Here is a 26,294-nt window from a genome sequence, read left to right on the forward strand (position 1 = left end):
CCCCGCCGTGCATGACACGACGGGGAACCAGGGGCTGACGATCGCCAGGGGTTCAGAGTCCGAGAGCGATCCCCTTGTAGTAGTACTTGAGGATTCTGGAGTAGCTCCAGCCCGCCTCGGCCTTGTCGCGGGAGCCGGTCTGCGACATCCAGTCGCCGGTAGCCCAGTGGCGGCACGCCGTCGTCGTGGAGCAGTACTGGGCCTTGAAGACCTTCCCGCCGCGCGTCATCCGGATGCCCCATGTCGCGTCCACCGCGGCGTTCGTCGCCGCCGTCGCGGAGCCGGGCTTGTAGACCTGGCTGGACGTGTTGTCGGAGACGTCGTAGCACTGGCCGCTCGGCGTCTTGCTCGCCGACCTCAGCGCCCAGTACCAGCCGAAGTGCTTGACCGCGATCGCCCCGGCCCTGAGAGACTCCCTCGGCCAGTACGACCGCCACTCGTTGGGCAGGACGTTCTTGATGTAGGTCTTGAAATCCACCCGATCCACCCGATTGAGGGATTTCCGGTAGACGAGGATCGTCGTGGGCAGCTTGGTGTACGTGCCGTCGGTCTTGCACCCGGTCGGCGGTGCGGAGCTCAGGGACCGGTGGGAGGCGTTCTCGTTCTTGAGGCCGGGCTTGAGGTTGCCCCTGGCGCCGGGTGCGAAGTCCTGGTAGACGCTGCCGCCGTAGTTGCTGTTGAAGTAGACGCGTACGGTCTTGCCGCTACGGTTCCAGACAGAGGCCGCGGCATTCTTGACGCACTTGCCCTTGCCCGCACCGGGCCCCTTGAAGTCGAAGCAGGAGGGCTGCCGGGTGCCGTAGTCACCGACCGACCCGGTGAAGTCGGACAGCGATCCCTGGTTGTTGCTGTTGAAGTAGTAACAGAACTCACCGGTCTCGCACACGCCGTTGCGCGTGGCCGCCGAGGCCGGCGAAGCGGTGGCGAGCACCACCCCGCCGAGCATCATCCCGCTGAGCACCGTCGCGGCGAGCACCGCCCTACCGAGCGCCGCCCTGCCAAGCGCCGCCCTACCGAGCGCCGTCCTGCCGAGCGCCGTCCTGCCGAGCGCCGTCCTGCCGAGTATCGCCCTGCCGAGTATCGCCCTGCCGAGCACCGTCCTGCCGAGCACCGGCGCGGCGGCCGCCGCGGCCAGAGGCGAGATCAGCCGTGCAGTTCGTGGAAACACCGTTGCCTTCCTCTCCATCAGAGACCGCGGCGCGTCAGCGGACGTTGTAGCCCTGGGAGATCCAGAACGAGGTCGGGTTCGGATTGCTCAGAGTCGAGTCGCCGACGCTCTTGGCGGCCAGCTTCTGCCGTCCAGGGCGCATCTCGACGTGGGTGTGGGCGGCCCCTTTGGACGACACTCCGTGCCACGCCTCGTCGGCGATGATCTGACCGCGTGAGATCTGCTGGCCCACACGCAGCGAGGACAGCGGAGCGGAGTGCAGGTAGATGATCGTCTTGTTCAGCGAGGCGTTGTAGACGGCGATCGTGGACAGTCCCGAGCCGCCGTTGCGCCCGCGCACGAGGTTGATGATCTGACCGCTCACCAGGGCGTGGACATCCGAATCCACACTGCGGGCGATGTCGATGCCCTCATGCCGGCCGGAGGTGTGCACGTAACCGTCGAAGCCGCAGCTGATGTGACCGCCGCCGGTCTTGTACAGCGCGTACGACATGTTGACGCGCACCGATGACGACGGGCCGAACTGGTGGGAGGCGTTCTCGTTCTTGAGGCCGGGCTTGAGGTTGCCCCTGGCGCCGGGTGCGAAGTCCTGGTAGACGCTGCCGCCGTAGTTGCTGTTGAAGTAGACGCGTACGGTCTTGCCGCTACGGTTCCAGACCGAGGCCGCGGCATTCTTGACGCACTTGCCCTTACCGGCGCCGGGCCCCTTGAAGTCGAAACAGGAGGGCTGCCGGGTGCCGTAGTCACCGACCGACCCGGTGAAGTCGGACAGCGATCCCTGGTTGTTGCTGTTGAAGTAGTAACAGAACTCACCGGTCTCGCACACGCCGTTGCGCGTGGCCGCCGAGGCCGGCGAGGCGGTGGCGAGCACCATCCCGCCGAGCACCGTCGCGGTGGCAGCCGTGGTGAGGATCTTGTTGAGCGTTCCCATGGTGTTCTCCTTCGTGTCTGTGCGGCCTGGGTTCTCGGATGGTCAGCGGCCCTGGTACTCCTCCCAGGTGCGGATGGTCACCTTCGGGCCGTCGTCCGGGCCACGGCCGGCGAGCCCGTTCAGGCCGAGGTAGTAGTCACCGATCTGGTGCTGGGCCTGGCTGGAGAGGTCGGTGTCGTTGATGGCGGCGGCATGGATGTGCCACGGCCAGTCGTCCTGATCGGGGTTGCGCAGCCATGCCGCGAAGCCGACACGTCGCAACGCACGGACGACGGCGGTGCGGGTGGCGGAGTCCATCCCCTTGACCGAGATGTCGACGACGCCGCCACCGTCGTGGGTGCCCGCGGACGTGGGGTCGCCGCCCCGGTTGTACGACCCCTGCAACAGCACGAGATCGCGGCCGAGCAGCCGCTTCGCCTCGACCAGCATGCTCTGCGTACGGGTGTCGACGACGGCACCGCCGACGGACACCCGGGGACCCGGCCCGATGACGTGGGTGACCGTGAAACGGCCGGCTCCGAGCCTGGTGAGCGACACCTTGCCCGGAAGGCCGTTGGCGGCGAGACCAGTGAAGCCGAGCGACCTCTGGAACTTCGCGAGGGCGGCGACCGTCGTGGTGCCGAAGTATCCGTCCACCCACTTCGCGTCGAGCAGGTGCCGGTCGCGCAGCGCCCGCTCGACGAGGAGCACGCCGGCCTTGGCGCCCGGGGTCAGCGTGTCGTCAGACCTCCTCGGGTCGATCTGTGCCGCCTTGACCGTGGCCTCCATGTCCACGCTCGGAAGGGCGGCGGCGTCGGCTGCCTGTGCCGCCGACGTCCCGGACACTCCGGTCAGGCAGGCGAGCAGGACGGCCGCCACGGGGGCGGCGGCGCATGGAGGCAGCTTCATCGTTTCTCCTGGTGACGAACGCCGGCAGGTGATTCCTGCGGCAGATCCACGGTTTCGGATCGCTCACGCTGTCCTCAAGGAGATCGTGTTGTCAGCCTGTACGGCAGGCGCCTCGTACAGGCGTACGCGCCGCCTGACAGGTGATCCCAGGGCGAGCGAGCCCCGCAGCCTGACGCGGGGCGGTGGTCGGGCAGGTCGACGCGGACGCGTCCAGCCGCGGTGAGGTTGCTCGGGCCGGTGGGAATGGGCTTCGCCTGCGGTGGACTGCGGCGTGGACCGTGGTCGAGGGTTTGTCTGGCTGGTCAGCAAAGTGCTGGTGTGCGAGGTGGCCCGGTCCTGTGTGACGGCGCTGCTGCACTTGCGCGCCGTACAGCAGACAACCCTCGTGACCGGCGGCAACCCGACCCGCGCCTAGCTTCGTGCTACACGCCTAGCTTTGTGCTGCACGTCTGGCTTTGTGCTACACGTCTGGCTTTGTGCCGCACGTGCAGCAGCCACTCGAAACGGGGATGTTCTTCACAATGAGTGCCCGATACGCATGGTATGAACGCTTCCCTGCGGGGCCTCCCGTGACCAAGGGTTCTGATCACCCGGCGGTCAGTCCACTGGGCGATCTGTACCCTCCGGCTACCGAAGCCGAGGTCCGCGAGCTTGAAGCGGGGCTGGGTGTGGAGCTGCCGCCGAGTTACCGGCAGTTTCTCCTGTTCGCCAACGGGTGGGGCAGCGACGATGACTGCCGCCTGCTGCGCATCGAAGAAGTCGGTTGGCTCCGCGATGTCGATCCCCCGATCGCCGAGAGCTGGTCAGCACCCAAGCCGGATAACTCCTGGAGCGTGCCCGACGAGCTCTACTTCGTCTACGGACCGGAGCAGGACTCCATCCGTTACCGAGGGGAGTATGTGCCCGACACCCTTCTGATCGGATATTGGGACGATGGAGCCGTTCTCCTCAATCCCCACGTCAGCACCGCTGAAGGTGAGTGGGAAGCCTGGTATCTCGCGCCATGGCTCCCCGGTGCCAAGCGCTACAGGTCCTTCTGGGACCTCGCGATGGACGAGCTGAGATTGCGATACCCGAGCTGACGTCCCGTTCGTCGTTGAGCTTCGCCGGCTCGGGTCCGGGCCGCCCGCCGCGGTTCTCCCGCAGGCCCAACCTGCCCGGGGTCCCGACGATGTCGTGGATCGACATGCCCGGCGACGACAGCGCTGGCACGGCCAAGCAGCTTGCGGTGGGGAGCCGGGTCGTCCGACTCGCCGCCAAGGATCGGTGGCTGCTGGTGCGGACAGGTTCGGCCGTCATCGCCTCTGCGCGCGACGCCAAGGCGCGTCATCGGCGGACCGGCCGACCCCAGCGCTTCGGCTCGGGCCGCGGTCGCTGGACCGGCATTGCCGGCGGACGGGCTGCGCCGTGAGCGGGGATCGGCAGGGCCCTGCCGGTCTTCGGGTGGTCAGCTGAGGGTGTTCAGGAAGTCTTTGACGGCTGCGGCGAAGCCATCCGGGTCGGTGGTGTGGGCGAAGTGGTCGCCGTGGAGTTCGGCGAGCCCGGTGTTGGCGCGGCGGGCGACGATCTCCCGGCCGTCCTCGGGGGTGATGACCTGGCTGTCGCGGGCCAGTACGAACAGGGCGGGGCACTCGGTGGAGGTCCAGTCGGCCCAGTGGTCGCCGTGCGTTCCCTGTTCTGAGGTGATGGTGTCCTGCGGGTGGAACGGCAGACGCCAGCCGCCGTCGGCGGTGGAGCGCAGCTTGTCGCCGAGCATCGGGGCCAGCGGGCCAATGGCGTCCAGGAGCGCCTGCCGGTCGGGGGCGGTGTAGGGCATCGACAGGACGAACGACAGTGCGCTGGGGCCATCGTCGAGATCACAGACCGGGCCCTCGACGTTGACGATGGCCGACACACGCTCGGGGTGCCGGGCGGCGATCTGGAAGGCGGTGATGCCGCCGCCGGAGTGGCCGAGGGTCACGGCCTCCTCGATCCCGAGGTGGTCCAGGAGGGCGATCGCGTCGGCGACGTAGTCGTCGCGGGTGTAGGAGGCGGCCCGGTCGGAGTCGCCGTGCCCGCGCTGGTCAGGTGCGATGACCCGCCACTGCGGCGCTAGTCCCTGGGCCAGCTGCGCCCAGGTCTGGCCCTCGTAGAGGTGACCGTGCAGGGCCAGCAGCGGCCGGCCCGGTCCACCGAAGTCCAGGTAGGACAGTCGGCGGCCGTCGATGTGGAGCTCGCCGCGGATCGCGGTGACGCCGGTGCCGTTCATGATCGAACCTCCGTCAGGTGTCTGTCTCGATGAACAGCACTCTGTCCGCGCCCGCTGACCATGGGCACACCAACCGCTGACAGCCCGCCTTCCTCTTTGGTCAGGCCGGAGAATCGCGGGTCGCTTAGCAGCCGTCATGTCACTCGCGGATCACGTAGCGGGTGTGAGCCCCGTACATCCACTCCCTGTCGATCTCCCGGCCCGTCACCCGGCCGACAAGCGCCAGGGCAGAGGTGAGGCAGGTCGCCAGGGGCGGGCTGTACCCGTTGCAGGCGAGTCCGATGAAGTCCTGCCACTCGTCGGGGATTTCCGCCTCTCCGTAGTCCTCCCCGCTCTCCAGGCGGGCCTCCTCCCACGCGCAGTACTCCAGCCATCCCGCCGGCAGATCAGGGTCGTCCTCCCAACTGGAGTCGCCCCAGTCGAACTGCAACCCCTGCAGGTAGGGATCGAGCGCCTGCGGGTCGCTTCCCCAGCGCTTGCCGGGGACGGTGACGCTGAGTCCAGTGACGTACTCACCGTTGACCGCGTATTCGAGATCACGCGGCCCGTTCAGATCCCAGCCCACCAGCAGCGCCCGCCCGCCGAACGACAGCTCCCGCAATGCCCGCTCGCACTCGAACCCCTGCACCTGGATGATCTGCGTCCAGTCCGCCGTCAGCCGACCGGCCCAGACGACCCCCTCACCGTCGGAATACCGCTCGCGCAGGAGATCGGTCCAGGTGCACTCGACCGAGTCGTCCACATCCGCGACCGACACCCCCAGACGCCGGGCGGCCTCCCACACCTCCAAGCCCTCCACCCACGCGGCCATGAACCACTCGCCCATGCCATAGGACCGGACGACATGCCAAAGGCGCTCCGACTGCCGCATTCCCGCTCCCTGCCCGTGCATCGTTCCGGGGGCGACTCAAGCAGACATCCCCGGCAGCTCCTTGATCGACGCCACGCCGAGGCTCTCACGATCACGCGCCTGCCGGGAACGGCCGGCGGCCCGGCTCCATCACGGAAGAGGGCATCGCGAGAACGGTTGGGAGCCACCAGGGAGCCACCCTGTTAGCAAGGGTGTTAGCAACGAGCTGGGATGATCTGGAAAGCAAGAAGGCCCTGAACGGCGTATCGCCTGTTCAAGGGCCTTCTTCATGTGGCGCGGCCGAGAGGACTCGAACCCCCTAACCTTCTGATCCATAGGTCCCTGAACGGCCTCCAGGATCGTTCAGAGTCGTTCGCCATGCTGGTCGACGGGACTCCGGCCGTTCAGATCCGTCCGGCTCGGTTCATGATCGTCCGTTTGCGTGGCTCCCAAGGCGGCTCCCGGAGGATGGGTAGGACATCTGCTGGCTCGGCGGTATCAGAGGTGTACTGACGGTGTAGCTGGAGAGCGCTGGATGACCGATGATCTTGCCGAGGCGCTTCCCTCGGACAAGCTGAATGCGCTTCGGCTCGGCCGACTCCTCGTCGCCGAGGTGGAGACGAGTCGGCCGGGGTGCCGGGCATGGGTCGAGATCCGCCCGATCCTGACGGAGGCCGATGCCGCCGCTCGACGGGAGGGATGGACGCGAAGCGATGCGGGACGCGCCTTCCGACTTGTGCATCGTGAGTTCGTCGCCGAGTACCTCGACAGCTGGGACTACGACATGGGGAGCAGCGAGATCAAGCAGGCATTGGCTCAGGATGAAGCAGGGCTCGTAGTGCGGCTTCAGGCATGGGGTGTGTCGCCCGAGCACCTCGCCTACCCATGGAACACCGACTACCCCGCGTAATGCGCTGTCAGCTTGAGAATAGGCTACTGACCTTGCCGTGCTGAGCTGGGAAAACAGGGTTGCAGGCTAGGGCGCGTCGAGTCCCCGTGATTCCCTGTGAGTGACCGTGGTTCCCCGCCTGTTCTGGCACGCATCTGGCACGGGAAACCCGCTCATTGTCCATCACTTGACGGCAGCCTGGTTGTGCTTCCTCTGATAGCCGATCTTGTCGGTAGCGGAGTCTATGCTTTCCGTCCATGACCAGAGATAAGACTCCTGCCGTGCAGATAAAGCAGATGGATGTGGAGGTGGAGGTGGATTACGGCCAGGTTTATCTCGTGGATGAGGGGTGTGACGCGTACGGCCAGTTTGATGACGTGCCGGGCCACCCTGTGGGGATCATCCGAGTGGAGAAAGGCAGTGCCCTCCTGTTTGTGGGACCTCAGTGGGGACCGGTGGAGTTCACGGTGGCTGTTGCCGATCGGGATCCGGGTGCTGACCTTGATGGCTACGAAGACATCGTCGAGATCAGCTACGAGTCCCTATCGGGCCGGCTTTCACTGCAGGAGTGGGGAGGAGGAGGGACGTATCCTCTTTCTCCGCTGTCCGCCGGTCCCGGAACATATCGGTTGCGATATCACGTCAGAGGCATGGACGAAGAAATCGCGATCGAGGTAGGTGATCACTACTTCCTGCAGATCTGGCCTGAACCGCCACGTGATCCCACCGTGCTCAAATCAACGAGTTCGTCCTTTCAATATTGGCTGAACCCTAAATGATCTAGTCAAGTTTGCGTGGAATAGAACGATCTGCATTTTCAGCTTGGGAATGCATGGATCACGACCCGTACGGGCGCTAACCTGGACGTGAGGCGGGTCATGAGTGACCGTGGTTGCCCCTCGTCACCCTGTCTAATTGCACGCTGATTGCATGCTGATCAAGTGCATTCGTTGCTGTTCGATCAGCTAGGGAAGTTGCTCTCGGAGCGTCAGCCACTGGTCAAGCCTTCTCGCCGTCGGCGTCGTCGACAAATAGTCCCGGATGTACTGGGCTGGCCCCAGCAGGTTCTTGCACCGGCGGAGGGCCAGGATCTCCGTCCGAGGCCGCTGTTGCCAGTTAGTGGCCCACTCTGTGGCTTGCTCCAGTTGCAGAGGGAGGGCCGCCAGGATGTCCGCGGCGAGTGCGTCGGGGTTCCACAGGGATGAGCCCATGGGGCCGAGGTCGTTGATCAAACCTGCGCGCAGGTAGAAGCGGCTTGCATTGGCGCTGGTCGTATCTAGACCTGCAGCCTCGGCTCTGCCAATCGCATACATGGCCGTCTCTGCCCACACTCGCTGTCCTTCGCCCTGCTCGGGTTGATGGGCGTAGAAGCTGTTCAGCTCCCAGACGCTGAGCCAGTAGTTGATGAGGGTGGAAGGATCGTCGACCACGAGGTCACTTTCTCATGCGCGGCGCGCAAGCCTCCGCCTGCCTGATCACCCCGTGTGCCGTCGACCCGCCCGAAGGGGAAGCGGGCCAAGGCCGCCGGGTCGATGGCGGGCGGGGTGATCAGGTCCCCTACCTCAGCCAGCTACGGCCGGCCACGATGGGCAGGCCCTTGGTGATCCCGCCGGAGGCGTTCGTAGGCTGCATCTGCTGTGGCGTCAGAGAGATGTCCAGCAGTACAGGTGGTGTTGGTGCTGGGTGGCTCGTACTGCCAGGTCGCGTAGGTCTTGGAGTAGCTCGGTGAGGTCGGCCGGGTCTGCGAGGCCCCAGAACTCCTCTGTCTGCGACCAGGGGTGTGCTACGGCGCGGATCTGGTCGTCGGTGGTGGTGGCGAGTGCTGAGGTGAACTCGTCGGTGACGGTCAGGACTCCCTGTGCTCCGTCGTCGCTGAATTTCAGCGTGGCGGCGTGTCTGGGCCGTGTGGTGATGTCCTCGTATCGGCTGCCGGTGAGCAGTGCTTCCAGGGTTCCCATCATCACGTGCGGGTCGATGTTCTTGAGTTCGACGCTGTCTTTTGGCTCTATGCGGGGGGGGCGGGCAGGTGGGACCTGCTGGCCAGTCGTAGACGTCTGCAGCTTCGTCGTCCGTGGCTGCCCTGAAGTAGTCGAAGAAGACTCCCATGGTCGGGCAGAGTGCCAGGAACAGGGGCTCACTGTCATTACAGCACCGGCACCGGGGGCGACCTGGCATTGCAGGTCGCGGCTCAGCCGATGGAATGGTTATTTGTAGGTGCGTTCCAGTCGGAGGGCGGCCCGCGAGGCTGGCGGACGGGACCGGCCCCCAGGCCGCATGCCCGGCCGCCGAGCGGGCGCAGGGCCGCGAGGCGGCGCGGAGCGCCGCCCTTGATAAGGACGGCGATCGGTGGCGTGGGGCGATCTCGCTCGGCTACGGGCCGGACGGCAAGCGGGTCCGGAAGAAGGTGTCGGGCAAGACACGGGCCGAGGTCGCCGAGAAGATCCGCAAGATCCGTGAGGGTCTCGGCAAGGGCCTTCCCGTGCCTGACGACAAGGTCACCGTAGGGGTCTTCCTCGATCGGTGGCTGACGACGTTGCCCGGCCACGTGAGCCGTTCGACCTTGGACGACTACGAGGACACGGTGCGGCTGCACCTCAAGCCGGGCCTCGGCCGGCACAAGCTGACCGGCCTCACGGTCGCTCACGTCGATGCACTCTGGCAGGCCAAGCGGGAGAAGGGTTACAGCGCCAACAGCATCCGGATCATGCGTGCTGTACTCCGCAAGGCCCTCGGGCAGGCAGAGCGGGAGGTCGCAGAGCACCGGATGGGCGTGATCGTCCTCCTGGCCCTCGTGTTCGGCCTGCGTCGCGGCGAAGCGCTGGGGCTCATGTGGAGCGGATTCGATCCGGACGCCGGAACTCTCCGTGTCACCCATGCCGTGAAGCGAATTAAGAACCGGGACTCGAATGCGGCCCGGAAGACCAAGCTCGTGATCAACGAGCTGAAGACCAAGAAGTCACGGCGTACCCTCTCCCTCACTCCCGAACTGGTCGACGCGATCAAGCGTCACAGGAGCGCGCACAACGCGGAACGCCTCCAGGCCGACGCGGAGTGGACCGAGCACGGGCTGATCTTTCCCACTGCATTCGGCAATCCGTCCGACCCGGACACCTTCTCGCACCTGTTCTCCAAGCTCGCTCAGAAGGCGGGGCTCGGGCACTGGCACCCACACGAGCTCCGGCACTCGGGGGCCTCGCTGATGCTCGCCCAGGGGACGCCTCTCCACGTCGTCTCCGACGTCCTCGGGCACGCGAGCATCGCGATCACCAAGGACGTGTACGGGCACCTCATGGAGGGCGACAAACAGGCGGCGACGGAGGCCATTTCGAGCGCTCTATTGGGCCGACCGAAACGGGTGGCTCCCAAGGTGGCTCCCACAGACACGGAAGAGACCGCGTGAAGCCGAAAAACACTAAGGCCCGTCACCAGATTTTCCCTGGTCACGGGCCTTCTGTGATGTGCGCGGCCGAGAGGACTCGAACCCCTAACCTTCTGATCCGTAGTCAGATGCTCTATCCATTGAGCTACGGCCGCTTTGCTGCCTGTTCACCTGCGGTGCCCTGCAACAGGTGTAACTCTACCAGACCCGTCACCCCCGCTTGCGCCAATAGAGAGTCGTTCCGCCCCCGGTCAGGCCGACTCCTCAGCACGGCGGGAGGGCGAACCGACCGGCCTCTCGCCAGTCGCCGTACCCGAGATGCTCGCTCTAGGCTCGCCTTGAGTTCGGCGAGGTTCGTGAGGATCCGCATGACCGCACCTGTTCATGCGAACCCGGGACCGGCCGAATCGGGGGACTCGAAGCGCGCCGCCGTCCACACTGGTTCCATCGGGGGGCGAGCGAGCTTTACCACCAACGGCAAGATGTACGTCACCGTGGGTGACGGACGAGTCATGGCTTGCGGGGTATCAGCACAACGCGGGGTGCACGCCGGAACACACCCCGACGTGGAGGAGACGTGGACGAGCGACCCGGCCCACCCGGCAAACGGTATCGACTCCGCGGGCTCATCGCGGTCGTGGCCGCGGGTCTCGTCTTCTGGGCGCTCATCATCCTGCTGCTGGTCAAGCTGCTCGGGTGAGCCCGCTGGGAGGGGACGTGCCGGCCGGAGACCAGCCCCGGCCGGCACCGGTCGTCACTCGCCGCTCTGAATGCTCTCGACCAGGTTGAGATGCTCCCGGACCACCGGCTTGGCGTCATGGGCCAGGTTCTTCACATCCGGGGAAGAACCGGTCGAGATTTCCTTGTCCAGGAAGTTCAGGGTGTCGCGGTGGTCCTTGACCTGCGCGTCGATCCACGCGCGGTCGAACTCGGTGCCGCCCTTGGCGGCGAACCGTCGCAGTTCGGCCTGTTGCTCCTCGCTCGGCCGGCTCGGCAGGTCCACGCTCAGCTTCTCGGCCACCCGCTTGAGCTGCTCGTCGAGGGAGGTGTGGTCCTCCACGAACTTCTTGCCGGCGTCTCTCACCGATTGCTTGCCGGCCTGCCGTTCGGCGAGCTGCCCGCCCTGGATCTCCGCGAGGTTGTCCTGGTGCGCACCGATCAGGAATGCCTTGTCCTGGTCACTGACATGCGGTGGCGCCGCGTACCCTGCGGTGACCCCTGACAGCGCCGCGACCAGGGCCGCCGCGAGGGCCGCCACCAGCACGATGAGCCATCTCAGCATCAGATCCCCCGATCCTTCACCGGACGGCCGAGCACCGGCTGATCGGCCTCGACCATCCGGGCATAACGCTTCAAATGCCTCATACCCACCAACGCGCCTCGGGTACGGCTCAATCCGTCATGGGCCGACAACCTTCACGTAGCCCGACCACGAACTTCTTCGGAACGGCCCCACCCGCTCCGGCACGTGGCCGGCCTTCGTCGCCGGGCCCGGCGCGTACGTACCGTTTGGGGCTGCGCTCAAGCGTCAATCCTGGATCGACCTATAGAAAAACGAAGCTCACCCCGGGGCATACGGAAGAAGACAACGGAAATTCACCAATCTCTACCTTGGTTCGTCCCGGTTTCGAGGTGATGCTGGCGAATGTCTGTCCCCTCGCCCCCACAAGGAGGTCTCGTGCAGACTCCGCGACGCTCCCGGCCGTCCTGGCCGGGACGGCTCACCGTCGTGATCGCCGCCATCGTGTCCCTCACCGGAGTGACCGGCACCGTCCCCGCCCACGCGTCGGTCTACAGCTCCTGCACCATCTCGCGCTGCGCCGACGCCCGCTCGGCGAACGCGATCTGGGCCGGGAAGGGGTATCCCACCAGCAGCGGCTGGTACTCCTGGCCGGACGGCAAGTACAACTACACTGGCGGGCGCTTCTACAACCGGGAGGGCCAGCTCCCGAGCGGCGCCACCTACAACGAGTACGACGTCTACTCCCGTGCGCGCGGCGCCTCGCGTGACGCGTACCGGATCGTCGTCAACCGCAGCACCGGCGTGACCTGGTTCTCGCCCAACCACTACACCGACTTCTACAGGCTCTAGGACGTCTCATGACCTCCGCCGCGCGTCCGCTGCCTCCGTGGCTGACAATGACCACCGATCCGGGCCCGGCGGTCGTCGACGGGCGGGCCTGCCGGACCCGTGCCGCCTTCTTCGACGAGGTGGCACGGGCCCTGGGCCTCCCGGCCTACTTCGGCCACAACTGGGACGCCCTCACCGACTCCCTGCGTGACATCGGGCCGGTCCACCTGGCCGTGCGGCACGCCGAGGAGCTGCTCGACGCCGAACCTCCCGGGCAGTTCGCCACCCTGCTGGCCGTCCTCGCCGGCGCCGCCGAGGCCGGGCTGACTCTGACCCTCCACACGGACCCCGCCCACACGTCCCGGCTCCGTCACCGCCTGATCGACGCCCTGCCCTGATCGACACGCTGTTCTGATCGACGCCCTGCTTGATCGCCCGTACGATCCCCACCCGGGCCACAGGGGAGGACGGGGCCATGCTCGATCCGATCACCGACTTCGCCGCACGGGGAGCCCTCGGCCCCCTGAGACTGGGCATGCATCGATCGGAACTCCTCGCCGAACTCGGTCCACCCGACGGCACCACGGGACAGCCGGAGGGAGAGCCCGTCATGTGGTGCTACGACGACCTCCAGATCGGGCTCTCGGGGCACCACGTCGTGTGGCACATCGCGATCGAACCATCCGGCTCCCGCATCACACTGCCTGCACCGATGCGTCCCCGGATGATCGAGGCCCCCGCGAAGGACACGCTGCTGCATGATCTGGCGTCGCGAGGCGAAGCCGCCGAGGAGTGCGTGCCGTACGCGCCGGGCGAGTCGTGGTGGCGAGTCCCCACGTCAGGAGTCCTGCTGCCCTTCCGGGAGGACGGATCACCGAACAACATCCATTTATCCGATAGCTCCCTTCTCCGCTCCGGCCCTGATCGCCTCACCAGGGAACGGGGCCGAAGCGGTCGATGAACCGGCCCGTTCCGCCGTCGGCTCCCTCGGTCGCGAGCGTCACGATCGCGTCGGTCCCCTCCGTCACGGTCTGGGGGCCGCTGTGCCCGTTGAGGTCGGTCGCGGTGTAGCCGGGGTCGGCGGCGTTGATCCGGATTCCGGGCAACGCCTTCGCGTACTGCGTCGTGAGCATCGTCACCGCGGCCTTCGACGACGTGTACAGCGGCCCCACGACCGTCGATTCCACCCGTTGCGGGTCGTGGGTCAGCGCGAACGACCCCGTGCCGCTGCTCACGTTGACGATCGCCGGGTGCGCCGACCTGCGGAGCAGAGGCAGGAAGGCGCTGGTCACCCGGACAATGCCCACGACGTTCGTCTGGAAGACCTCAAGGGCCTGGTCCGCGGTCAACTCGTCGGCGGGCACGTGCGGGCCGAGGATCCCGGCGTTGTTGATCAAAACGTCGACGCGGCCCTCGTGCGCGGCGACGTCGGTTGCCGCGGCGGTCACGGACGCGGCGTCGGTGACGTCGATCCGCACGAAGCGTACGCCGAGCTTCTCGGCAGCCGCCCGGCCTCGCTCGGGGTCCCGGGCACCGAGGACGACGGTGTGTCCGAGGTCGGCGAGGCGGCGGGCGGTCTCGAATCCGAGGCCCTTGTTGGCCCCGGTGATGAAGGTGATGGTCATGCTTCCGAGCGTCGGCCTTCCGGGCGCGGGCAGCCAGGGAGAGCTCGCCGGTAGGACAGGCAGTACCACCCTGGCGTCCCGCCACCGACGCAGAATGGGCGCATGACGACGGACGAGACGAGCCTCGGCGCGACGATCCGCGCCTGGCGCGACCGGCTGTCCCCCGCGGCTGTCGGCCTGCCCGCCGGCCGCGTACGCCGTGCCGCCGGGCTGCGCCGCGAGGAGCTGGCCGACCTCGCGGGCGTGTCGGTGGACTACGTCGTACGGCTGGAGCAGGGGCGGGCGACCACACCGTCGGCGCAGGTCGCCGCCGCACTGGCACGGGCCCTGCGGCTCGACCACGCCGAGCGCGATCATCTCTATCGGCTCGCCGGGCTGCAGCCGCCCCCGGACGATGTGATCAACGAACACATTCCGCCCGGGATGCAGCGGGTGCTCACCCGGCTGGGCGACGCGCCGGTCGCCGTGTTCGCCGCCGACTGGCGGCTGGTGTGGTGGAACCGCAGTTGGGCGGCGCTCCTCGGCGACCCCTCCGTGCTCGCGCCGGAGGAGCGGAATCTGGTGCGCTCGCGTTTTCCTGTTCCGTCCGATCGGGGGCGCCTCGCGGCGTGGCCCGTCGTCTCGGAGAACGCGGAGGCGACCGATCGGGCCATCGTCGCCGATCTGCGCCGCGCCTCCGGCCGTTATCCCCGGGACGCGCGCCTCAGCGGGCTGATCCGCCGGGAGCTGGACGGCAACCCGCGGTTCGCCCGGTTGTGGCACTCCGGCGCCGTCGGCACCCACGCGGAGGACCGCAAGACGATCCGGCACCCGGCGGTCGGGGACATCACCGTCGACTGCGATGTGCTCTCCGACTCGGACACCGACCTGAAGATCGTCGTCTACACGGCCGTACCCGGCAGCGAAGACGAGACCAAGCTCGACCTCACCCGCGTTGCCGGTGTCACGGCCCCCGGATGGTGACGGCCCCGTCGTCGCGCCCTCGGAGCGTACGAGCTCGGGACGGATCGCGGTGACGAGGCCGGTCACGGTGACGAGGCCGGTCGCGGCGTGGTCCGCGAGCAGGTGGGCCGCACCCGACGTCCGGCACGGAGATGCCGTCCGCGCCGGGGACGCCGGCTTCGGCCGCTGATCACCGCGGGTGAGCCGAACCTTCAGGCTTCTTCGGGGTCGCGTCCGAGTATCGACCGGCCTCCGTCGACCGGAACGGTCGCGCCGTTGATGAAGCTCGCCTCGTCGGACAGCAGGTAGGCGACGGCCGCGGCCACCTCCTCCGGGCGTCCCACCCTGCCGACCGGGTGCAGCAGGCTCATCTCGTTCTCGACGCGTGCGGCCGCCGGGGGCTCCTGGTTGCGGAGGAACGCCTCATAGCGTTCGGTGCCGATCGAGCCGAGGGCGACGGCGTTGACCCGGACGCCGCGCGGTCCGTAGTCGACGGCGAGCGCACGGGTGAGTCCTTCGACAGCGGCCTTGGCCGTCGCGTACGGCAGGGAGCCACGCACCGGCCGCTGCGCCTGGTGGGAGGAGACGTTGACGATCGCCCCGCCCGCACCGGCGCTCAGGAAGCGGCGGATCGCGGTCATGCATCCGACGACCGCCGGGTTGAAATTCGCGCCTATGAGATCCAGGACCTCGCGCGCGGACGGGAAGTCCAGTGAGGCCTCGCGGAACACGGCGGCGTTGTTGACCCAGCCGGCGAGCGGGCCCGCTGCCTGCGCCAGGTCGGCGGCCCGCTCCGTGACGGTCTCGTCGGCGACGTCACCGGCCACCGCGATGACCCGGGAACCCGCCGGGTGGGTGCGGGTCCACTCCAGCGCCGACGGGTCGAATTCGATCACGACGACGCTGTTGCCGTCGTGAAGGAGTCGCTCGACGAGCGCACGTCCGACGCCGCGGCCACCCCCGGTCACAACGTACGAAGAGCCCACATCCGCCCCTTTTCGTTGATCGAGATCTGCGTGGCCGATGAACGACGTACCCCGACGACCGGCGAGCTGTCCTCGACCAGGTGATCTTTCCCGAAGAGAACAGGGCCGGCGCCAGGTGCCGTACAAGGGGGCCGCCTGTCCGAAGAAGCGCCCGGCCGCATGAACGCCGGAAGCCGGGGGACCGATCGGGATGGACGGCCTGACGGCGAGGAGGGCAATGGTGAAGGTCATCGCGTTCGACGTGAACGAGACCCTGCTCGACCTGCGACCGCTTGACCTCGCGTTCGACCGCCTGGGATTGGGGGGTCTGCGCGCGCAATGGTTCGCGCAGATGCTGCAGATCTCCTTCGTGGGCGGGCTGACCGGCGACTACGTGGATTTCAGCACCGCCCAGAAAGCCGCATTGTCGATGCTGGCGGAACGGCAGGGCCTGACCGTGACCTCCCAGAAGGTGACGGAGGTGGTGAGCCTGATGTCCTCGCTGCCGGCTCACCCGGAGGTGGCGGACGCGCTGGGAAGGCTGCGGCAGAGCTCGCTCACGCTGGTGGCGTTGACGAACTCGCCTGGACCGATCGCCGAGGCACAGGTGACCGGCAGCGGAATCCGGGGGCACTTCGATGCCGTCATCTCGGCCGACTCGGTGAAACGACTCAAGCCGGCCCCGGAGCCGTACCTGGCCGTGGCGAAGGCGTTCGACGTCGGCATCGGCGAGGTGCGGCTGGTGGCCGCTCACTGGTGGGACGTGTCCGGCGCGCTGGCGGCGGGGTGCGCCGCCGCGTTCGTCGCGCGTCCCGGCATGGTGCTGAATCCGATCGGACGCCGGCCCGACATCATCGGTGCCGACCTTTCCGCGGTGGCCGATCGCATCCTGGCCGTAGACGTTTGACAGAGGTCGTCTACGAGCCGCGGACCGACTGGAGCAGCCGAATCCGTTCCGCGAACTCCGGACGGGAGTTGACCAGGGCGGTGTCGACATCGGCGCGCATACGCAGGTAGTTGGCCGGGCCGTTCCTGCGCAGCCGCCGATCTTGGGAGGTTCGGCCATGCCCTTAAGACACCGGATCAATACGACGTGCGCGTCACACGACAAGCCAGGTGCTGCTTACCGGAGCCGGGGTCGTAGCCCGTCGAGGATGAGCTGGGCGATGTGCGCGGAGCGCTCGCGGCTGGTTTCCGCGCCGGCGTGGCGGATCGCGGCGAAGGCGCCGGCGACCAATGCCATCACCTCGTCGACGGTGAGATCGGGGCGTACCGCGCCGGCCGCGTGTGCGCGATCCAGCAGGTCCGCGACATGGCGGGTGAGATCCGCCGCGACGTCCGGGGCGGCGGTACGCAGGTCGAACTCGGCCGCCACCAGCGCGCTCTTCACCGCCACGTTCTCCGCGCCGCTGGCCATCATCGCGGACAGCAGCGTGAACAGGGCCGCGGGATCGCTGGTGGCGGCAAGTGCCTGTGCGTCCGCCACCAGTTGCCTGAGCTGGTCTGTCGCGACGGCGAGATAGAGCGCTTCCTTCGTCGGGAAGTGCCGGTGCACGGTGCCGGGGCCAACGCCCGCGCGGCGGGCGATCTCATCGAGCGAGACACCGAGACCCTCCGTCGCGAACGACTGCTGCGCGGTTCGCAGGACACGCTCGCGATTGCGGCGCGCGTCGGCCCGCAGCTCCCGGTCGCTCCCGTGAGCCGCCGTCGGGCTCGCCGGGGCCGGCTGAGGCGGCTGAGGCGGCTGGCTGGACATGTCGATATCAGCATAATCGGGGCGCCGCACCGCATAGTATGGCCGCAACCGGGGCGTCGCACCGGTTACGGCTGTACGCCGCTCATCATGACCGGATCCACCAGCCACGAGGGGACCAGGCCGATGACCACACGCGAGGACGCGACCGCCCTGGTGCGGCGGATGCAGGAGTGCTTCAACAGCCGGCGATTCGACCAGGCCGCCGACCTGCACACTCCCGGCTTCTTCAGCCATCCGCTCGGCACACCCGGATTCGAGGCGGGCAAAGACGCCTGGCGCGCGCTCGTCGCCAGGTTTCCCGGCGTACGTGTCGTCGCCCAGGACATCCTGGTCGACGGCGACAAGGCCGCCGTCCGCTCGACCGTCGAGGGGATCACGGCCCCGGACGGTGACGCGCAGCCCATGCTGTTCGAGATATTCCGCATCGAGGGCGGCCGGTTCGCGGAGATGTGGGGGGCCAGTACGGGATTTCCGCCCGCAGCCAGCCCCGAGGATGTGACCGCCAGATCGGGCTCTTGACCTGCTCGGGCTGCCACCTCAGCCGGTCACGGCCCGCGCTGTCCAGCTCGGCGCCGGCGCCGTTCCCCTGATCCGGTTGTCCAGGGGCACGCACCATTTCTCCAGTCTGTCGGAGGGCTCTGTCAAGCTGGGCCGTGATGAATAAGAGTGTTCCGGTGTTCACGCAGATCACCGACGGACGGGAGATGTCTCCCGACCTGCGGCAGGAGTTGGTCGAGTGCTGGGTGACGGTGACCAACGCCGGGGGCGCGGCCGGCTTTCCCTTCCCTCCTGTCACCTCTGACGAGGTGGCGCCTGTGGCCGATCAGCTCATCGCCAGCCTCGACCCGGAGCGCGGCCGGTTACTCCTGGCCCTCGTCGGCGGGACTCTCGCCGGCTGGCTGAACGTACGCAGGAACGTCGACCCGCTGATCGCTCACTGGGGCACGGTTCATCACGTCCAAACACACACGAGCTTCCGTGGCAGGGGCATCGGCGCTGCGCTGATGCGCCAGGTGCGCCAGGTGGCCCGCGAAGAGATGGGACTCGAGCAACTGCGCCTCGCCGCCCGGGGCGGTGTGGGGCTCGAAGACTTCTATGGGCGGCTTGGCTGGAAAGAGATCGGCCGGTGGCCCGCTGCGCTACGGCTCGCCCCCGGCGATGATCGCGACGAGATCCTTATGGTGCTTGAGCTCTGACCACGTTTCGTCACGTGCCCTGAAGATCGCCGTACGCCGGAACGAGGTCACGACGAACGTCGCACTCTCGCGGAAGCTTGGTCGCGGGCCACGAGGACATGGCCGAACGGCCCCGAAGCTCGACAGCTGGGATCGGGTCCTGTGGCAGCCGGCGAAGGACAACGCGCCTCGACGCACATCCACGATGAAGGATTTCCACATCCAGTGGAAGAATCCATCACTTAAAGGTGGTTCTCCTCAATCCGCCGCAATCTCCGCATCGCACGTCCCTGACGCCACCTTCTAGGTTGGAGCTCAGCACCACACCCGATCGAGGTAAGCCTCCCTCGCCGAGGTCGTCCGGACCGGATCCGCCGGACGAACGCTCCGGCTGGGGAGAGGAGTCAGCGATGTCATGCCGCTGTCACGGTGAGAACGAGCGCGGCCCTGAGCGGAAGCTCCGGACGGCACTCGCAGCGCTCCGGATGATCTCTTGGATCATCTGGATCGTGGTCGAATCCCACCGCACCTCGTAAGGGGTGGTCGGGCCTCCTACCGGCGCCGGGCGTCACCTTCAGCAGGTAGGAGGCCCTTCCACTTCCAGAAGATTAGTCCTGAGAGGTGCACATCGAGCGATTTTCATGTGCGGACTTGCAATTCGGTGGCACCTTCTTCCACCACCTTGGGAAGTCATTCAACCGGCGGATTTCGTTCTGGGGCACTGACCGGGCGGTACCTGCGGTATAGGAGGACCTGCTGCCCTTGGCCGCCGATCGGCACGGCTCCTCACCCCTGCCGAACTCCTCGCCTACGACCAGGAGGACGAGCGGTCCCCCCACGTCCGCGCCGACCGTCGGTGCCAGCGGTAGAGATCGCGCACACGCCAGCGGTAGAGGAGTACCGGGAGCGGCCGGCGCTTCCCCCGCCCACCCGACCACGGAGGCATGACACATGGGTGATGTGGAATTCGTCCACTACCGAGGCCCGGAGGCAGCCCGCGCCCTGTCGGAGGAGTACGCCGACGCCTACACCGAAATCTACGCCGAGCCGCCTTACGACTCGGGGCCGCTGTACTCGCGGGAGCGGTTCCTGGAGCGGACGGGGCGGCAGGTATACCGGCCGGGGTTCGAGCTGCTGGCCGCCGTCGACGCCCGCACCCAGGCGCTGGCGGGGTTCTGTTTCGGGTTCTGTTTCCCTGAGGGCGGTTGGTGGGGCGGCGAGACGTCCGAGCCGCCCACCGACGTGATCACCGTGGAGAAGGTCGCGGTGATCGAGCTGGTCCTGCGCAAGGCGTACCGGGGGTGCGGGCACGGCAAGGCGCTCTTGGAGACGTTCCTGGCCGGGCGGTCCGAGCCGTGGGCGACGTTGCTCGCGCACCCGGCCGCGCCGGCACACGCCCGGTACGAGCGGTGGGGTTGGCGGAAGGCCGGCACCGTGCAACCGGCGCCGGATGCGCCTGTGGTGGACGCCATGGTGCTCAACCGAGTTCCTGCTCGTTAGGCAGGAGAAGCCGGTCACGCGACAGCGGCGTTCACCTCCGACCTGTGCACATCGGTCGCGGAGGAGCTCGCCGAGCAGGCGGCCGTGGCGATCGCGGCGTTCGTGCCAGGCCGGAACCGTGCCTGACCGCATGTCTTGGCCGACAGGCGTGGATCCGTCGTATGTGCTGCTTTCGGTGCCAACTTCACTCCGGGCTTTCCGCGAAGGCCACGAGGTCAGCGGCCGACCAGGCCAGCTCACCGTTGCGCAGTTCGTCGACGACCGAGCGGAGCCACTGCAGTTCCGCCGCAGTCACGACGCGCAGATATTCGGCTTCCAGCATGGTGATGCGAGGGAGTCCGTGTCCGGTTTCAGCGCTTATTTCGGCCTCTAGCCCGGCCAGTGCTTCGCTGAGCGTTCTGACACGCCGATCCAAGGCATCGCCTATCTCCTGAGGGGCGAGCATCAGCAGATGGGACAACGCCGCCGGGAACTCCGGAAACTCCTGCTTGGGCATGGCCAGCATGTCCAGCAGCCACTCGCGGGCCACCGCGCGTCCCGTATCGGTGATCTCATAGACGGTTCGCTCGGGATACGCCTGGTCGCGCTCGGTCTCTCGCACACCGATCAGGCCGGCGGTGACGAGGCGGTCGATCGTCCGGTAGAGGCTCGTTCGCTGGCCCACGTTGACCACCTTGTCCTTTCCCCACTGCTTGATCAGCCGCTGGATGCCGTAGGGGTGCAACGGCTTGTACTGCAACAGCGCCAGGACGGTCAGGGCGAGAGGCGAGCCGGTACGAGGAGTGGTCATTCCCCCACACTAACACCGGACACTAGTTGACTAGAAACTAGTTACCGTGACACTATCCGGAGAGTCGGTTCGCAGCGACCCAAGGGACTCCACAATGACCATCCAGGAACGGCCGCAGGCGGCAGAGCTCGCCACCAGCTTCGTCACCTCTGACGACGGCACCCGTATTGCCTTCCACACCATCGGGCGCGGACCCGGTGTTGTGCTGCTGCACGGCTCCATGGAGACGGCCAGGAATCACGTGACCATGGCCGAAGAGCTGGCCGACGCGTTCACCGTCCACCTGCCCGACCGCCGCGGCCGCGGCCAGAGCGGGCCGTACGGGGACGACTACAGCGTGCGGAAGGAAGTGGAAGACCTCGACGCGGTTCTGAAGGAGACGGGTGCCCACTACGTCTTCGGCGTCAGCGCAAGCGGCGTCGCCGTGCTCCAGGCGGCACGCACGCTACCGGCGATTCACAAGGTCGCCGTGTACGAACCGGCACTGCTTCTGGAGGACATCCCTCAGTTGACCGGGTGGATCGACCGCTTCGACCGGGAGATGGCCGAAGGCAAGGTGGCAGCCGCATTGGTGACCAGCATGCTCGGACTTCGACTTGGGCCGCCGATCATGAACGTCATGCCTCGAGGGCTACTGACCTGGCTGACCGGCCTGCTGACGAAGAGCGAGGACAAGAATGCCAAGCCAGGCGATGCGACCATGCGCATGCTCGCCCCGACTCTGCACTACGAAGGCATGCTGATGGCCGAGCTGGCCGACACCCTGGACCGTTTCGCCGACATACAGGCTGAAGTACTCCTGCTCGGCGGAAGTAAGGGACTCCCCTTCCTCAAGCCCGCGCTGTCCGGTCTGGAGAAGACCATTCCCCACGTCGAACGGATCGAGTTCCCCGGACTCGACCATGACGCGTCAGGAGATGTGAGCAAGCGCAACCCCGCCGGCCGTCCGGAGATCGTGGCGGCCGAACTGCGGCGTTTCTTCACGTCGGCCGCCTAAGGCCAGAGCCTCGGGACCATCTTGTCGACCGCTCCGGCTTCGCTGCCCTCGGAAGGAGTGGGGGGAGCTGTGGCGGCCGGCTTCCTGTCCGCCGACCATGCCGGTATGGGCGTCCTCGCCGATCAGATCCAGGCCGTCCCCGGTGTCTCCATCGCCGTCCACGACGGCGGTCCGTTCCTCTTCTACATCGGCCAGCTCGCGCTCGTCGTCCAGCTCGCCGTCGTCCGCCGCGTCAAGGTCTGGACGCCCTTCCTGGTCCTACTCGACCTCCTCCTCCCGTTCATCTCTTCGCTGCCGTTGGGCGATCCCAGCGAACCTGGCTTCGAGATGCTGATCCCTCGCTGGGAAGAGCATGACCCTGAAACCGCAGAGGGAGGCCGACGCGACCATCACGCTTCCTGACGGCACCCGCCGCTTCGCCACCTTCATGACCCTCGGAGTTGTCAGCAGGGTCATGGAGCGCTGGCAGGACACGGGCGAATGCCTCAACGGCCGATACTTCTGGACCTCCGACTTGGTCATCAGCCGTGAGGCGGCCTCGCCTCGATGGTCGACGCCACGAGAGACATGATCATAATTGGAGAGATCGGGTGTGATGTCACGGTACGGGAGGAGTGGGAGGCCGTCACCGAGGCCGCCCATGGCTGAGTCGTCAGGATCGGCGGACCAGCAGGGAGACCAGCGACAGCACCACGAGGACCGCGGCCAGCGCGATCGCCGTGTACCAGCCGTAGGAGATGGAGACGTGGAAGCTCGTTCCGAGTTCGCGCAGATCATCGGCCGTCAACATCCCCGCGCTGGGATGCTTGGAGTGCAGGTCGTCCTGGCGAATCCAGAACACGGCCATCGACGCGGCCGCGACGCCGCCGGGCACGACCGCCCAGGCGGCGGACAGACGCCGGGTGAGCGCGTCGGTGACGGCGACGGCCATCGCGGCCACGGCCATGACCAGGGTGATGGCTCCCCACTGTGTCGCGAGACCGGCGACGTCGGCATTGTCGATGGGCAGGGTGATCGACCCGAGCAGCTTGCCGACCCTTCCCCAGGGAAGGAACGTCGCGGCGCCCAAGAAGAGGGCCGCGGCCGCGACCGCGTATGCCGTCGCCCGGCGGCCCGCACCGGCCCGCTCGCCGCCTGGCGCCGCCGGTCGCGCGACCTGCCGGGTAGGCGGCTCCCCGACCGGCCGGGTGGGCTCAGCGGAAAGCAGGGTGCCTGATGCCGAGGCCCGCGCACCCGCGATGAGCAACGTCTCCGGTGTCGATGAGGACTGCGTCCCGCCGAGCAGGCGGAGCAGGATCGCGCGTGCGCTGGGGCGCCCGGCAGGGTCCTTGGCGAGGCATTCGGTCACGATGCCGTGCAGCGCTCCCACAAGCCGGCCGAGGTCGGGCTCGCCGGTCAGGATGCGGTGCATCACCGCGGGGATCGAGTCCTGCCCGAACGGCGTGACTCCGTTGGCGGCGTAGGCGATGGTGCACGCCCAGGCGAAGACGTCTGCGGCCGGGCCGACCTCGCCCCCCTCGACCTGCTCGGGTGCCATGAAAGCGGGCGTGCCGACGATCGCACTCGACAACGTGCCGGTCGCGTCCAGGGCGCGCGCGATGCCGAAGTCGATGACGCGTGGCCCATCGGCGCCCATGATGACGTTGCTGGGCTTGAAGTCGCGGTGCACGATCCCGGCCTCGTGGATGGCGGCGAGCGCGGTCACCGTCGCGATCGCCAACCTCTCCAGTGCGGGCCCCTGAGGCGCCCGGCCGGCCGCGATCACCTGGGAGAGCGCCGGACCGTCCACGAACTCGCTGACGATGTAGGGCCTGTCGCCTTCCACGTCCGCGTCCAGCACGCGTGCCGTACAGAACGCGGCGACTTTTCCGGCGTGCGCCAGCTCAGCCGCGAATCGCGCTCGGGCCTTGGCGTCCCCGCTGAACCGCGCGTGCAACAACTTGACCGCGACAAGCTCGGCGTTCACCCCCACGCCCCGGTACACCACGCCCTGGCCGCCCTCACCGAGCAGACCGACGATCCGGTACGCACCGACCTGACGGGGATCATCCGCGCGAAGCTGCTGCGACCCTTGCAATTCATCCTCCACGGGTACGCGGAAACGGAGGCGACATTACCGGAGCTGGTGGTTCTTCCGACACGAAACGATCGTTAACGCGGACGGGATCCGGTCAATACGATCCCGCTCCGTAGAGGAACCCGCCGGTGTGATCGCCGCTTCCACCGTCGGGGCCGGTCGAGGGGAGCCGTGCCGGCTTCCAGACCCACGAGCCGTCCGCGTCCAGAGGGATGACGTCAACGATCCGGAGCCCTCTCCATACCTCAAGATCGCCCGCTGCCGGACTGCCCCGCAGGGCCACCGCGACGCATCTGGTCCCCGTCGCGGAAGAGGAAGGCCAGCACGTTTGTCCTTGGTGGGTCCCCACCGGTCAAAGATCCAAAATTGCCCATGATCGTGGCAGACGCATCGGCCTGCACACAAACCCTGCTTCGCACGCCTGACGCCAGGATCACGGAACACGCCCAACTGCAACTAGAGGCCCTGTGGAGATCAAAAAAGCCCCTCTCGCTGAAGTCAGCGAGAGGGGCTTTGAACTGCGGAGGCTCGGGGATTTGAACCCCGGATGGGCTGTAGACCCAAACCGCATTAGCAGTGCGGCGCCATAGACCTGACTAGGCGAAGCCTCCTGGTAGCGCGTTGCTCAGCACAGCGTACCGGCGATCGTCCAAGGCGGCAAAGCGGATTGCCGAGTGCCGCGCTGGATCACGTTGAGGATCCAATCCGCAGGGCGTTTGGATCGATGCACAGTCCTTGTCCACAGGATAGGGACAAGGACTGTGCACGCAGTGTGGATAACCCGCCTCAGCGTCGGCACAGGCTACGCCTGACGGACGGCCTCGCCCTCGATCTCGATCTTGACCTTCTTGGCGACGAGGACGCCGCCGGTCTCCAGGGCCTGGTTCCAGGTCAGGCCGTACTCCTCGCGGTCGATCTCGGTCTCCGCGCCGAACCCGAAGATCTCCTGACCCCAGGGGTTGGTGGCGGCGCCGTTGAACTCGACCTTGAGCTCGACCTCCTTGGTCACGTCACGGACCGTGAGGTCGCCGACGAGCGTGAACTTGTCGCCCGACAGGTTGCTCACCCGCTTGCTGCGGAAGGTGACCTCGGGGAACTTGTCGGTGCTCAGGAAGTCGTCGCTCCGCAGGTGGCCGTCGCGGTCGGCCGCACCGGTCTCGATCGTGCCCGCCTTGATGACGACGTCCACGCTGGACTCCAGCGGGTTCTCGGCGATGACGATCTTGCCCTCGAAGTCGGCGAAGTGGCCGCGGACCTTGCTGACCATCATGTGCTTGACGACGAAACCGACACGCGTGTGCGCCTTGTCCAGCGCGAACTCGCCGGCCGTCGGGACCTTCAGGCCCTCCCACTCACGGATGCTCATGGCTACTCCCCAGATTGTTGCTGTGCGGATGTCTCACTAAGCAAATGTCTACCCGACAAATATTCCTCACGTCAACTATCGTGCCGTAGACTGCTCTCATGGACCCATTCGACGACCCCCGGCTCACGGCGATGGGCCTGTTCGCGGAGGTTTACACCGGACTGTCGAGCAAGACCGGCGCGACCCTGGCCGGCGCCGGACTCTCCGAGGTCGACTTCGAGACCCTGCTTCGCCTTGCCCGTTCGCCCGAGCGGCAGTTGCGGATGAGCGACCTCGCCGCCCAGACCTCGCTGTCCACGAGCGGGATCACCCGCGTGGTCGACCGCCTGGAACGCGACGGGCTTGTCGAGCGGCGCGCCTGCGCCAGTGACCGCCGCGCCTCTTACGCGGTGCTGAGCGAGACGGGGGCGGAACGCCTGCGGGCGCTGCTCCCCCAGCACATCGAGGACATCGAGGCCTGGTTCACCGGGCTGCTGACCGAAAACCAGCTCGCCGATTTCCTCGGAGCGCTGCGCGTGATCCGCGACGTCGTACGGCCCTGCGCGACCGCGGGCGTACGGGAGGTGAGCAGGGCACCACGGGCCAAGACGGGCTGATACCTACCGAACGTGATTCCTGGGAACTGACCGGACGGGGTGGCGTTAACGATCGATTTCTGGTGGACTCCGTAATTCAGG

32 protein-coding genes and 2 tRNA genes are annotated in these 26,294 nt (G+C 67.3%); 18 read left to right on the forward strand and 16 right to left on the reverse strand.

From position 1 onward, the window contains the following. Positions 1-52: 52 nt before the first annotated feature. Genes FLX07_RS03060 through FLX07_RS03070 form a run of 3 tightly spaced genes read right to left on the reverse strand, consistent with a single transcriptional unit; the run spans position 53 to position 2,987 of the window. The gene (locus tag FLX07_RS03060; RefSeq protein ID WP_142567849.1) at positions 53-1,168 is read right to left on the reverse strand and encodes a SpoIID/LytB domain-containing protein; all 1,116 of its coding nucleotides are present in this window, start codon (positions 1,166-1,168) and stop codon (positions 53-55) included. A gap of 34 nt (positions 1,169-1,202) precedes the next feature. Further along, positions 1,203-2,099 (reverse strand): peptidase inhibitor family I36 protein, encoded by an 897-nt coding sequence (locus FLX07_RS03065; RefSeq protein WP_142567850.1) that lies wholly within the window; start codon positions 2,097-2,099, stop codon positions 1,203-1,205. A 42-nt stretch (positions 2,100-2,141) separates the two neighbouring features. After that, the gene (locus tag FLX07_RS03070) at positions 2,142-2,987 is read right to left on the reverse strand and encodes a peptidoglycan-binding domain-containing protein (RefSeq protein WP_142567851.1); all 846 of its coding nucleotides are present in this window, start codon (positions 2,985-2,987) and stop codon (positions 2,142-2,144) included. Between the two features lie 271 nt (positions 2,988-3,258). Here FLX07_RS03070 and FLX07_RS36260 point away from each other — a divergent pair, with 271 nt between their 5' ends. The 3 genes from FLX07_RS36260 to FLX07_RS03080 all read left to right on the forward strand — a co-directional run bounded on the left by FLX07_RS36260 (position 3,259) and on the right by FLX07_RS03080 (position 4,398). Continuing rightward, positions 3,259-3,402: a hypothetical protein gene (locus FLX07_RS36260; RefSeq protein WP_167748091.1), complete on the forward strand. Its 144-nt coding sequence runs from the start codon at positions 3,259-3,261 to the stop codon at positions 3,400-3,402. A gap of 154 nt (positions 3,403-3,556) precedes the next feature. Then, positions 3,557-4,069, forward strand: coding sequence for an SMI1/KNR4 family protein (locus tag FLX07_RS03075; protein WP_167748092.1), 513 nt, complete (start codon positions 3,557-3,559; stop codon positions 4,067-4,069). A gap of 89 nt (positions 4,070-4,158) precedes the next feature. Continuing rightward, a complete protein-coding gene (locus tag FLX07_RS03080; protein ID WP_142567853.1) occupies positions 4,159-4,398 on the forward strand; it encodes a hypothetical protein in 240 nt (79 codons plus the stop codon). A gap of 36 nt (positions 4,399-4,434) precedes the next feature. On the opposite strand, the gene FLX07_RS03085 is transcribed toward FLX07_RS03080, so the two are convergent. Both FLX07_RS03085 and FLX07_RS03090 read right to left on the reverse strand, forming a co-directional pair. Then, entirely contained in the window at positions 4,435-5,235 is an 801-nt protein-coding gene (locus FLX07_RS03085) for an alpha/beta fold hydrolase (RefSeq protein ID WP_142567854.1), read from the reverse strand. Between the two features lie 139 nt (positions 5,236-5,374). Further along, positions 5,375-6,106 carry a DUF6461 domain-containing protein gene (locus FLX07_RS03090; RefSeq protein WP_142567855.1) on the reverse strand — a complete coding sequence of 244 codons (732 nt, stop codon included), beginning with the start codon at positions 6,104-6,106 and terminating at the stop codon, positions 5,375-5,377. Between the two features lie 514 nt (positions 6,107-6,620). Between FLX07_RS03090 and FLX07_RS03095 the strand changes: the two genes are divergently transcribed. Continuing rightward, positions 6,621-6,995: a hypothetical protein gene (locus tag FLX07_RS03095; protein WP_208762043.1), complete on the forward strand. Its 375-nt coding sequence runs from the start codon at positions 6,621-6,623 to the stop codon at positions 6,993-6,995. Positions 6,996-7,231: 236 nt separating this feature from the next. Further along, on the forward strand, positions 7,232-7,753 hold the full coding sequence (locus FLX07_RS03100; protein ID WP_142567856.1) for a hypothetical protein: 522 nt from the start codon (positions 7,232-7,234) through the stop codon (positions 7,751-7,753). A 186-nt stretch (positions 7,754-7,939) separates the two neighbouring features. Here the strand turns inward: FLX07_RS03100 and FLX07_RS03105 are convergent, their stop codons facing one another. Next, on the reverse strand, positions 7,940-8,404 hold the full coding sequence (locus FLX07_RS03105) for a hypothetical protein (RefSeq protein WP_142567857.1): 465 nt from the start codon (positions 8,402-8,404) through the stop codon (positions 7,940-7,942). 213 nt (positions 8,405-8,617) lie between these two features. Beyond that, entirely contained in the window at positions 8,618-8,938 is a 321-nt protein-coding gene (locus FLX07_RS03110; protein WP_142567858.1) for a hypothetical protein, read from the reverse strand. 236 nt (positions 8,939-9,174) lie between these two features. Here FLX07_RS03110 and FLX07_RS03115 point away from each other — a divergent pair, with 236 nt between their 5' ends. After that, the gene (locus tag FLX07_RS03115) at positions 9,175-10,374 is read left to right on the forward strand and encodes a tyrosine-type recombinase/integrase (protein ID WP_167748093.1); all 1,200 of its coding nucleotides are present in this window, start codon (positions 9,175-9,177) and stop codon (positions 10,372-10,374) included. Positions 10,375-10,435: 61 nt separating this feature from the next. On the opposite strand, the gene FLX07_RS03120 is transcribed toward FLX07_RS03115, so the two are convergent. Further along, a tRNA-Arg gene (locus FLX07_RS03120) sits at positions 10,436-10,508 on the reverse strand. A gap of 422 nt (positions 10,509-10,930) precedes the next feature. Here FLX07_RS03120 and FLX07_RS38255 point away from each other — a divergent pair. Continuing rightward, positions 10,931-11,053, forward strand: coding sequence for a hypothetical protein (locus FLX07_RS38255; protein WP_263407668.1), 123 nt, complete (start codon positions 10,931-10,933; stop codon positions 11,051-11,053). Between the two features lie 54 nt (positions 11,054-11,107). Here FLX07_RS38255 and FLX07_RS03125 read toward each other — a convergent pair whose 3' ends face one another. Continuing rightward, on the reverse strand, positions 11,108-11,635 hold the full coding sequence (locus FLX07_RS03125) for a DUF4142 domain-containing protein (RefSeq protein WP_142567860.1): 528 nt from the start codon (positions 11,633-11,635) through the stop codon (positions 11,108-11,110). A gap of 396 nt (positions 11,636-12,031) precedes the next feature. On the opposite strand from FLX07_RS03125, the gene FLX07_RS03130 reads away from it, so the two are divergent. The 3 genes from FLX07_RS03130 (at position 12,032) to FLX07_RS03140 (ending at position 13,385) form a co-directional block, all read left to right on the forward strand. Continuing rightward, positions 12,032-12,445 carry a ribonuclease domain-containing protein gene (locus FLX07_RS03130; protein ID WP_208762044.1) on the forward strand — a complete coding sequence of 138 codons (414 nt, stop codon included), beginning with the start codon at positions 12,032-12,034 and terminating at the stop codon, positions 12,443-12,445. Between the two features lie 8 nt (positions 12,446-12,453). Continuing rightward, the gene (locus FLX07_RS03135; RefSeq protein ID WP_208762045.1) at positions 12,454-12,822 is read left to right on the forward strand and encodes a barstar family protein; all 369 of its coding nucleotides are present in this window, start codon (positions 12,454-12,456) and stop codon (positions 12,820-12,822) included. A 77-nt stretch (positions 12,823-12,899) separates the two neighbouring features. After that, positions 12,900-13,385 carry a hypothetical protein gene (locus FLX07_RS03140; RefSeq protein WP_142567862.1) on the forward strand — a complete coding sequence of 162 codons (486 nt, stop codon included), beginning with the start codon at positions 12,900-12,902 and terminating at the stop codon, positions 13,383-13,385. On the opposite strand, the gene FLX07_RS03145 is transcribed toward FLX07_RS03140, so the two are convergent. Then, positions 13,354-14,049 carry an SDR family NAD(P)-dependent oxidoreductase gene (locus FLX07_RS03145; protein WP_142567863.1) on the reverse strand — a complete coding sequence of 232 codons (696 nt, stop codon included), beginning with the start codon at positions 14,047-14,049 and terminating at the stop codon, positions 13,354-13,356. The two genes, FLX07_RS03140 and FLX07_RS03145, sit on opposite strands and share 32 nt — an antisense overlap. Positions 14,050-14,151: 102 nt before the next feature. On the opposite strand from FLX07_RS03145, the gene FLX07_RS03150 reads away from it, so the two are divergent. Further along, positions 14,152-15,012, forward strand: a complete 861-nt coding sequence (locus FLX07_RS03150; protein ID WP_142567864.1) for a helix-turn-helix domain-containing protein — start codon at positions 14,152-14,154, stop codon at positions 15,010-15,012. A 191-nt stretch (positions 15,013-15,203) separates the two neighbouring features. On the opposite strand, the gene FLX07_RS03155 is transcribed toward FLX07_RS03150, so the two are convergent. Then, positions 15,204-15,977 (reverse strand): SDR family NAD(P)-dependent oxidoreductase, encoded by a 774-nt coding sequence (locus tag FLX07_RS03155; RefSeq protein WP_229689464.1) that lies wholly within the window; start codon positions 15,975-15,977, stop codon positions 15,204-15,206. Positions 15,978-16,194: 217 nt separating this feature from the next. On the opposite strand from FLX07_RS03155, the gene FLX07_RS03160 reads away from it, so the two are divergent. Then, complete coding sequence (locus tag FLX07_RS03160) at positions 16,195-16,863, forward strand: haloacid dehalogenase type II (protein WP_142567866.1); 669 nt, start codon at positions 16,195-16,197, stop codon at positions 16,861-16,863. A gap of 216 nt (positions 16,864-17,079) precedes the next feature. Here FLX07_RS03160 and FLX07_RS03165 read toward each other — a convergent pair whose 3' ends face one another. Beyond that, entirely contained in the window at positions 17,080-17,712 is a 633-nt protein-coding gene (locus tag FLX07_RS03165) for a TetR/AcrR family transcriptional regulator (protein WP_142567867.1), read from the reverse strand. A gap of 87 nt (positions 17,713-17,799) precedes the next feature. Between FLX07_RS03165 and FLX07_RS03170 the strand changes: the two genes are divergently transcribed. The 3 genes from FLX07_RS03170 to FLX07_RS03180 all read left to right on the forward strand — a co-directional run bounded on the left by FLX07_RS03170 (position 17,800) and on the right by FLX07_RS03180 (position 20,387). Next, positions 17,800-18,231 carry an ester cyclase gene (locus FLX07_RS03170; protein WP_223853770.1) on the forward strand — a complete coding sequence of 144 codons (432 nt, stop codon included), beginning with the start codon at positions 17,800-17,802 and terminating at the stop codon, positions 18,229-18,231. Between the two features lie 155 nt (positions 18,232-18,386). After that, on the forward strand, positions 18,387-18,908 hold the full coding sequence (locus FLX07_RS03175; protein ID WP_208762046.1) for a GNAT family N-acetyltransferase: 522 nt from the start codon (positions 18,387-18,389) through the stop codon (positions 18,906-18,908). Positions 18,909-19,838: 930 nt separating this feature from the next. Continuing rightward, the gene (locus tag FLX07_RS03180; protein ID WP_142567869.1) at positions 19,839-20,387 is read left to right on the forward strand and encodes an N-acetyltransferase; all 549 of its coding nucleotides are present in this window, start codon (positions 19,839-19,841) and stop codon (positions 20,385-20,387) included. Positions 20,388-20,571: 184 nt separating this feature from the next. Here FLX07_RS03180 and FLX07_RS03185 read toward each other — a convergent pair whose 3' ends face one another. Further along, positions 20,572-21,177, reverse strand: coding sequence for a PadR family transcriptional regulator (locus FLX07_RS03185; protein WP_142567870.1), 606 nt, complete (start codon positions 21,175-21,177; stop codon positions 20,572-20,574). 94 nt (positions 21,178-21,271) lie between these two features. Here FLX07_RS03185 and FLX07_RS03190 point away from each other — a divergent pair, with 94 nt between their 5' ends. Both FLX07_RS03190 and FLX07_RS03195 read left to right on the forward strand, forming a co-directional pair. Next, positions 21,272-22,174, forward strand: coding sequence for an alpha/beta fold hydrolase (locus FLX07_RS03190; RefSeq protein WP_142567871.1), 903 nt, complete (start codon positions 21,272-21,274; stop codon positions 22,172-22,174). A 69-nt stretch (positions 22,175-22,243) separates the two neighbouring features. After that, positions 22,244-22,576: a hypothetical protein gene (locus tag FLX07_RS03195; RefSeq protein ID WP_189104861.1), complete on the forward strand. Its 333-nt coding sequence runs from the start codon at positions 22,244-22,246 to the stop codon at positions 22,574-22,576. 250 nt (positions 22,577-22,826) lie between these two features. Here FLX07_RS03195 and FLX07_RS03200 read toward each other — a convergent pair whose 3' ends face one another. The 3 genes from FLX07_RS03200 to FLX07_RS03210 form a co-directional block, all read right to left on the reverse strand. Further along, positions 22,827-24,251, reverse strand: coding sequence for a serine/threonine-protein kinase (locus FLX07_RS03200; protein ID WP_167748094.1), 1,425 nt, complete (start codon positions 24,249-24,251; stop codon positions 22,827-22,829). A 521-nt stretch (positions 24,252-24,772) separates the two neighbouring features. Then, positions 24,773-24,862, reverse strand: a tRNA-Ser gene (locus FLX07_RS03205). 191 nt (positions 24,863-25,053) lie between these two features. Beyond that, a complete protein-coding gene (locus tag FLX07_RS03210; protein WP_142567873.1) occupies positions 25,054-25,617 on the reverse strand; it encodes a YceI family protein in 564 nt (187 codons plus the stop codon). 98 nt (positions 25,618-25,715) lie between these two features. Between FLX07_RS03210 and FLX07_RS03215 the strand changes: the two genes are divergently transcribed. After that, positions 25,716-26,213 carry a MarR family winged helix-turn-helix transcriptional regulator gene (locus FLX07_RS03215; protein ID WP_142567874.1) on the forward strand — a complete coding sequence of 166 codons (498 nt, stop codon included), beginning with the start codon at positions 25,716-25,718 and terminating at the stop codon, positions 26,211-26,213. Positions 26,214-26,294 lie beyond the last annotated feature (81 nt).

The organism is Microbispora bryophytorum, assembly GCF_006874465.1.
In the GTDB taxonomy this organism is placed as follows: domain Bacteria; phylum Actinomycetota; class Actinomycetes; order Streptosporangiales; family Streptosporangiaceae; genus Microbispora; species Microbispora bryophytorum.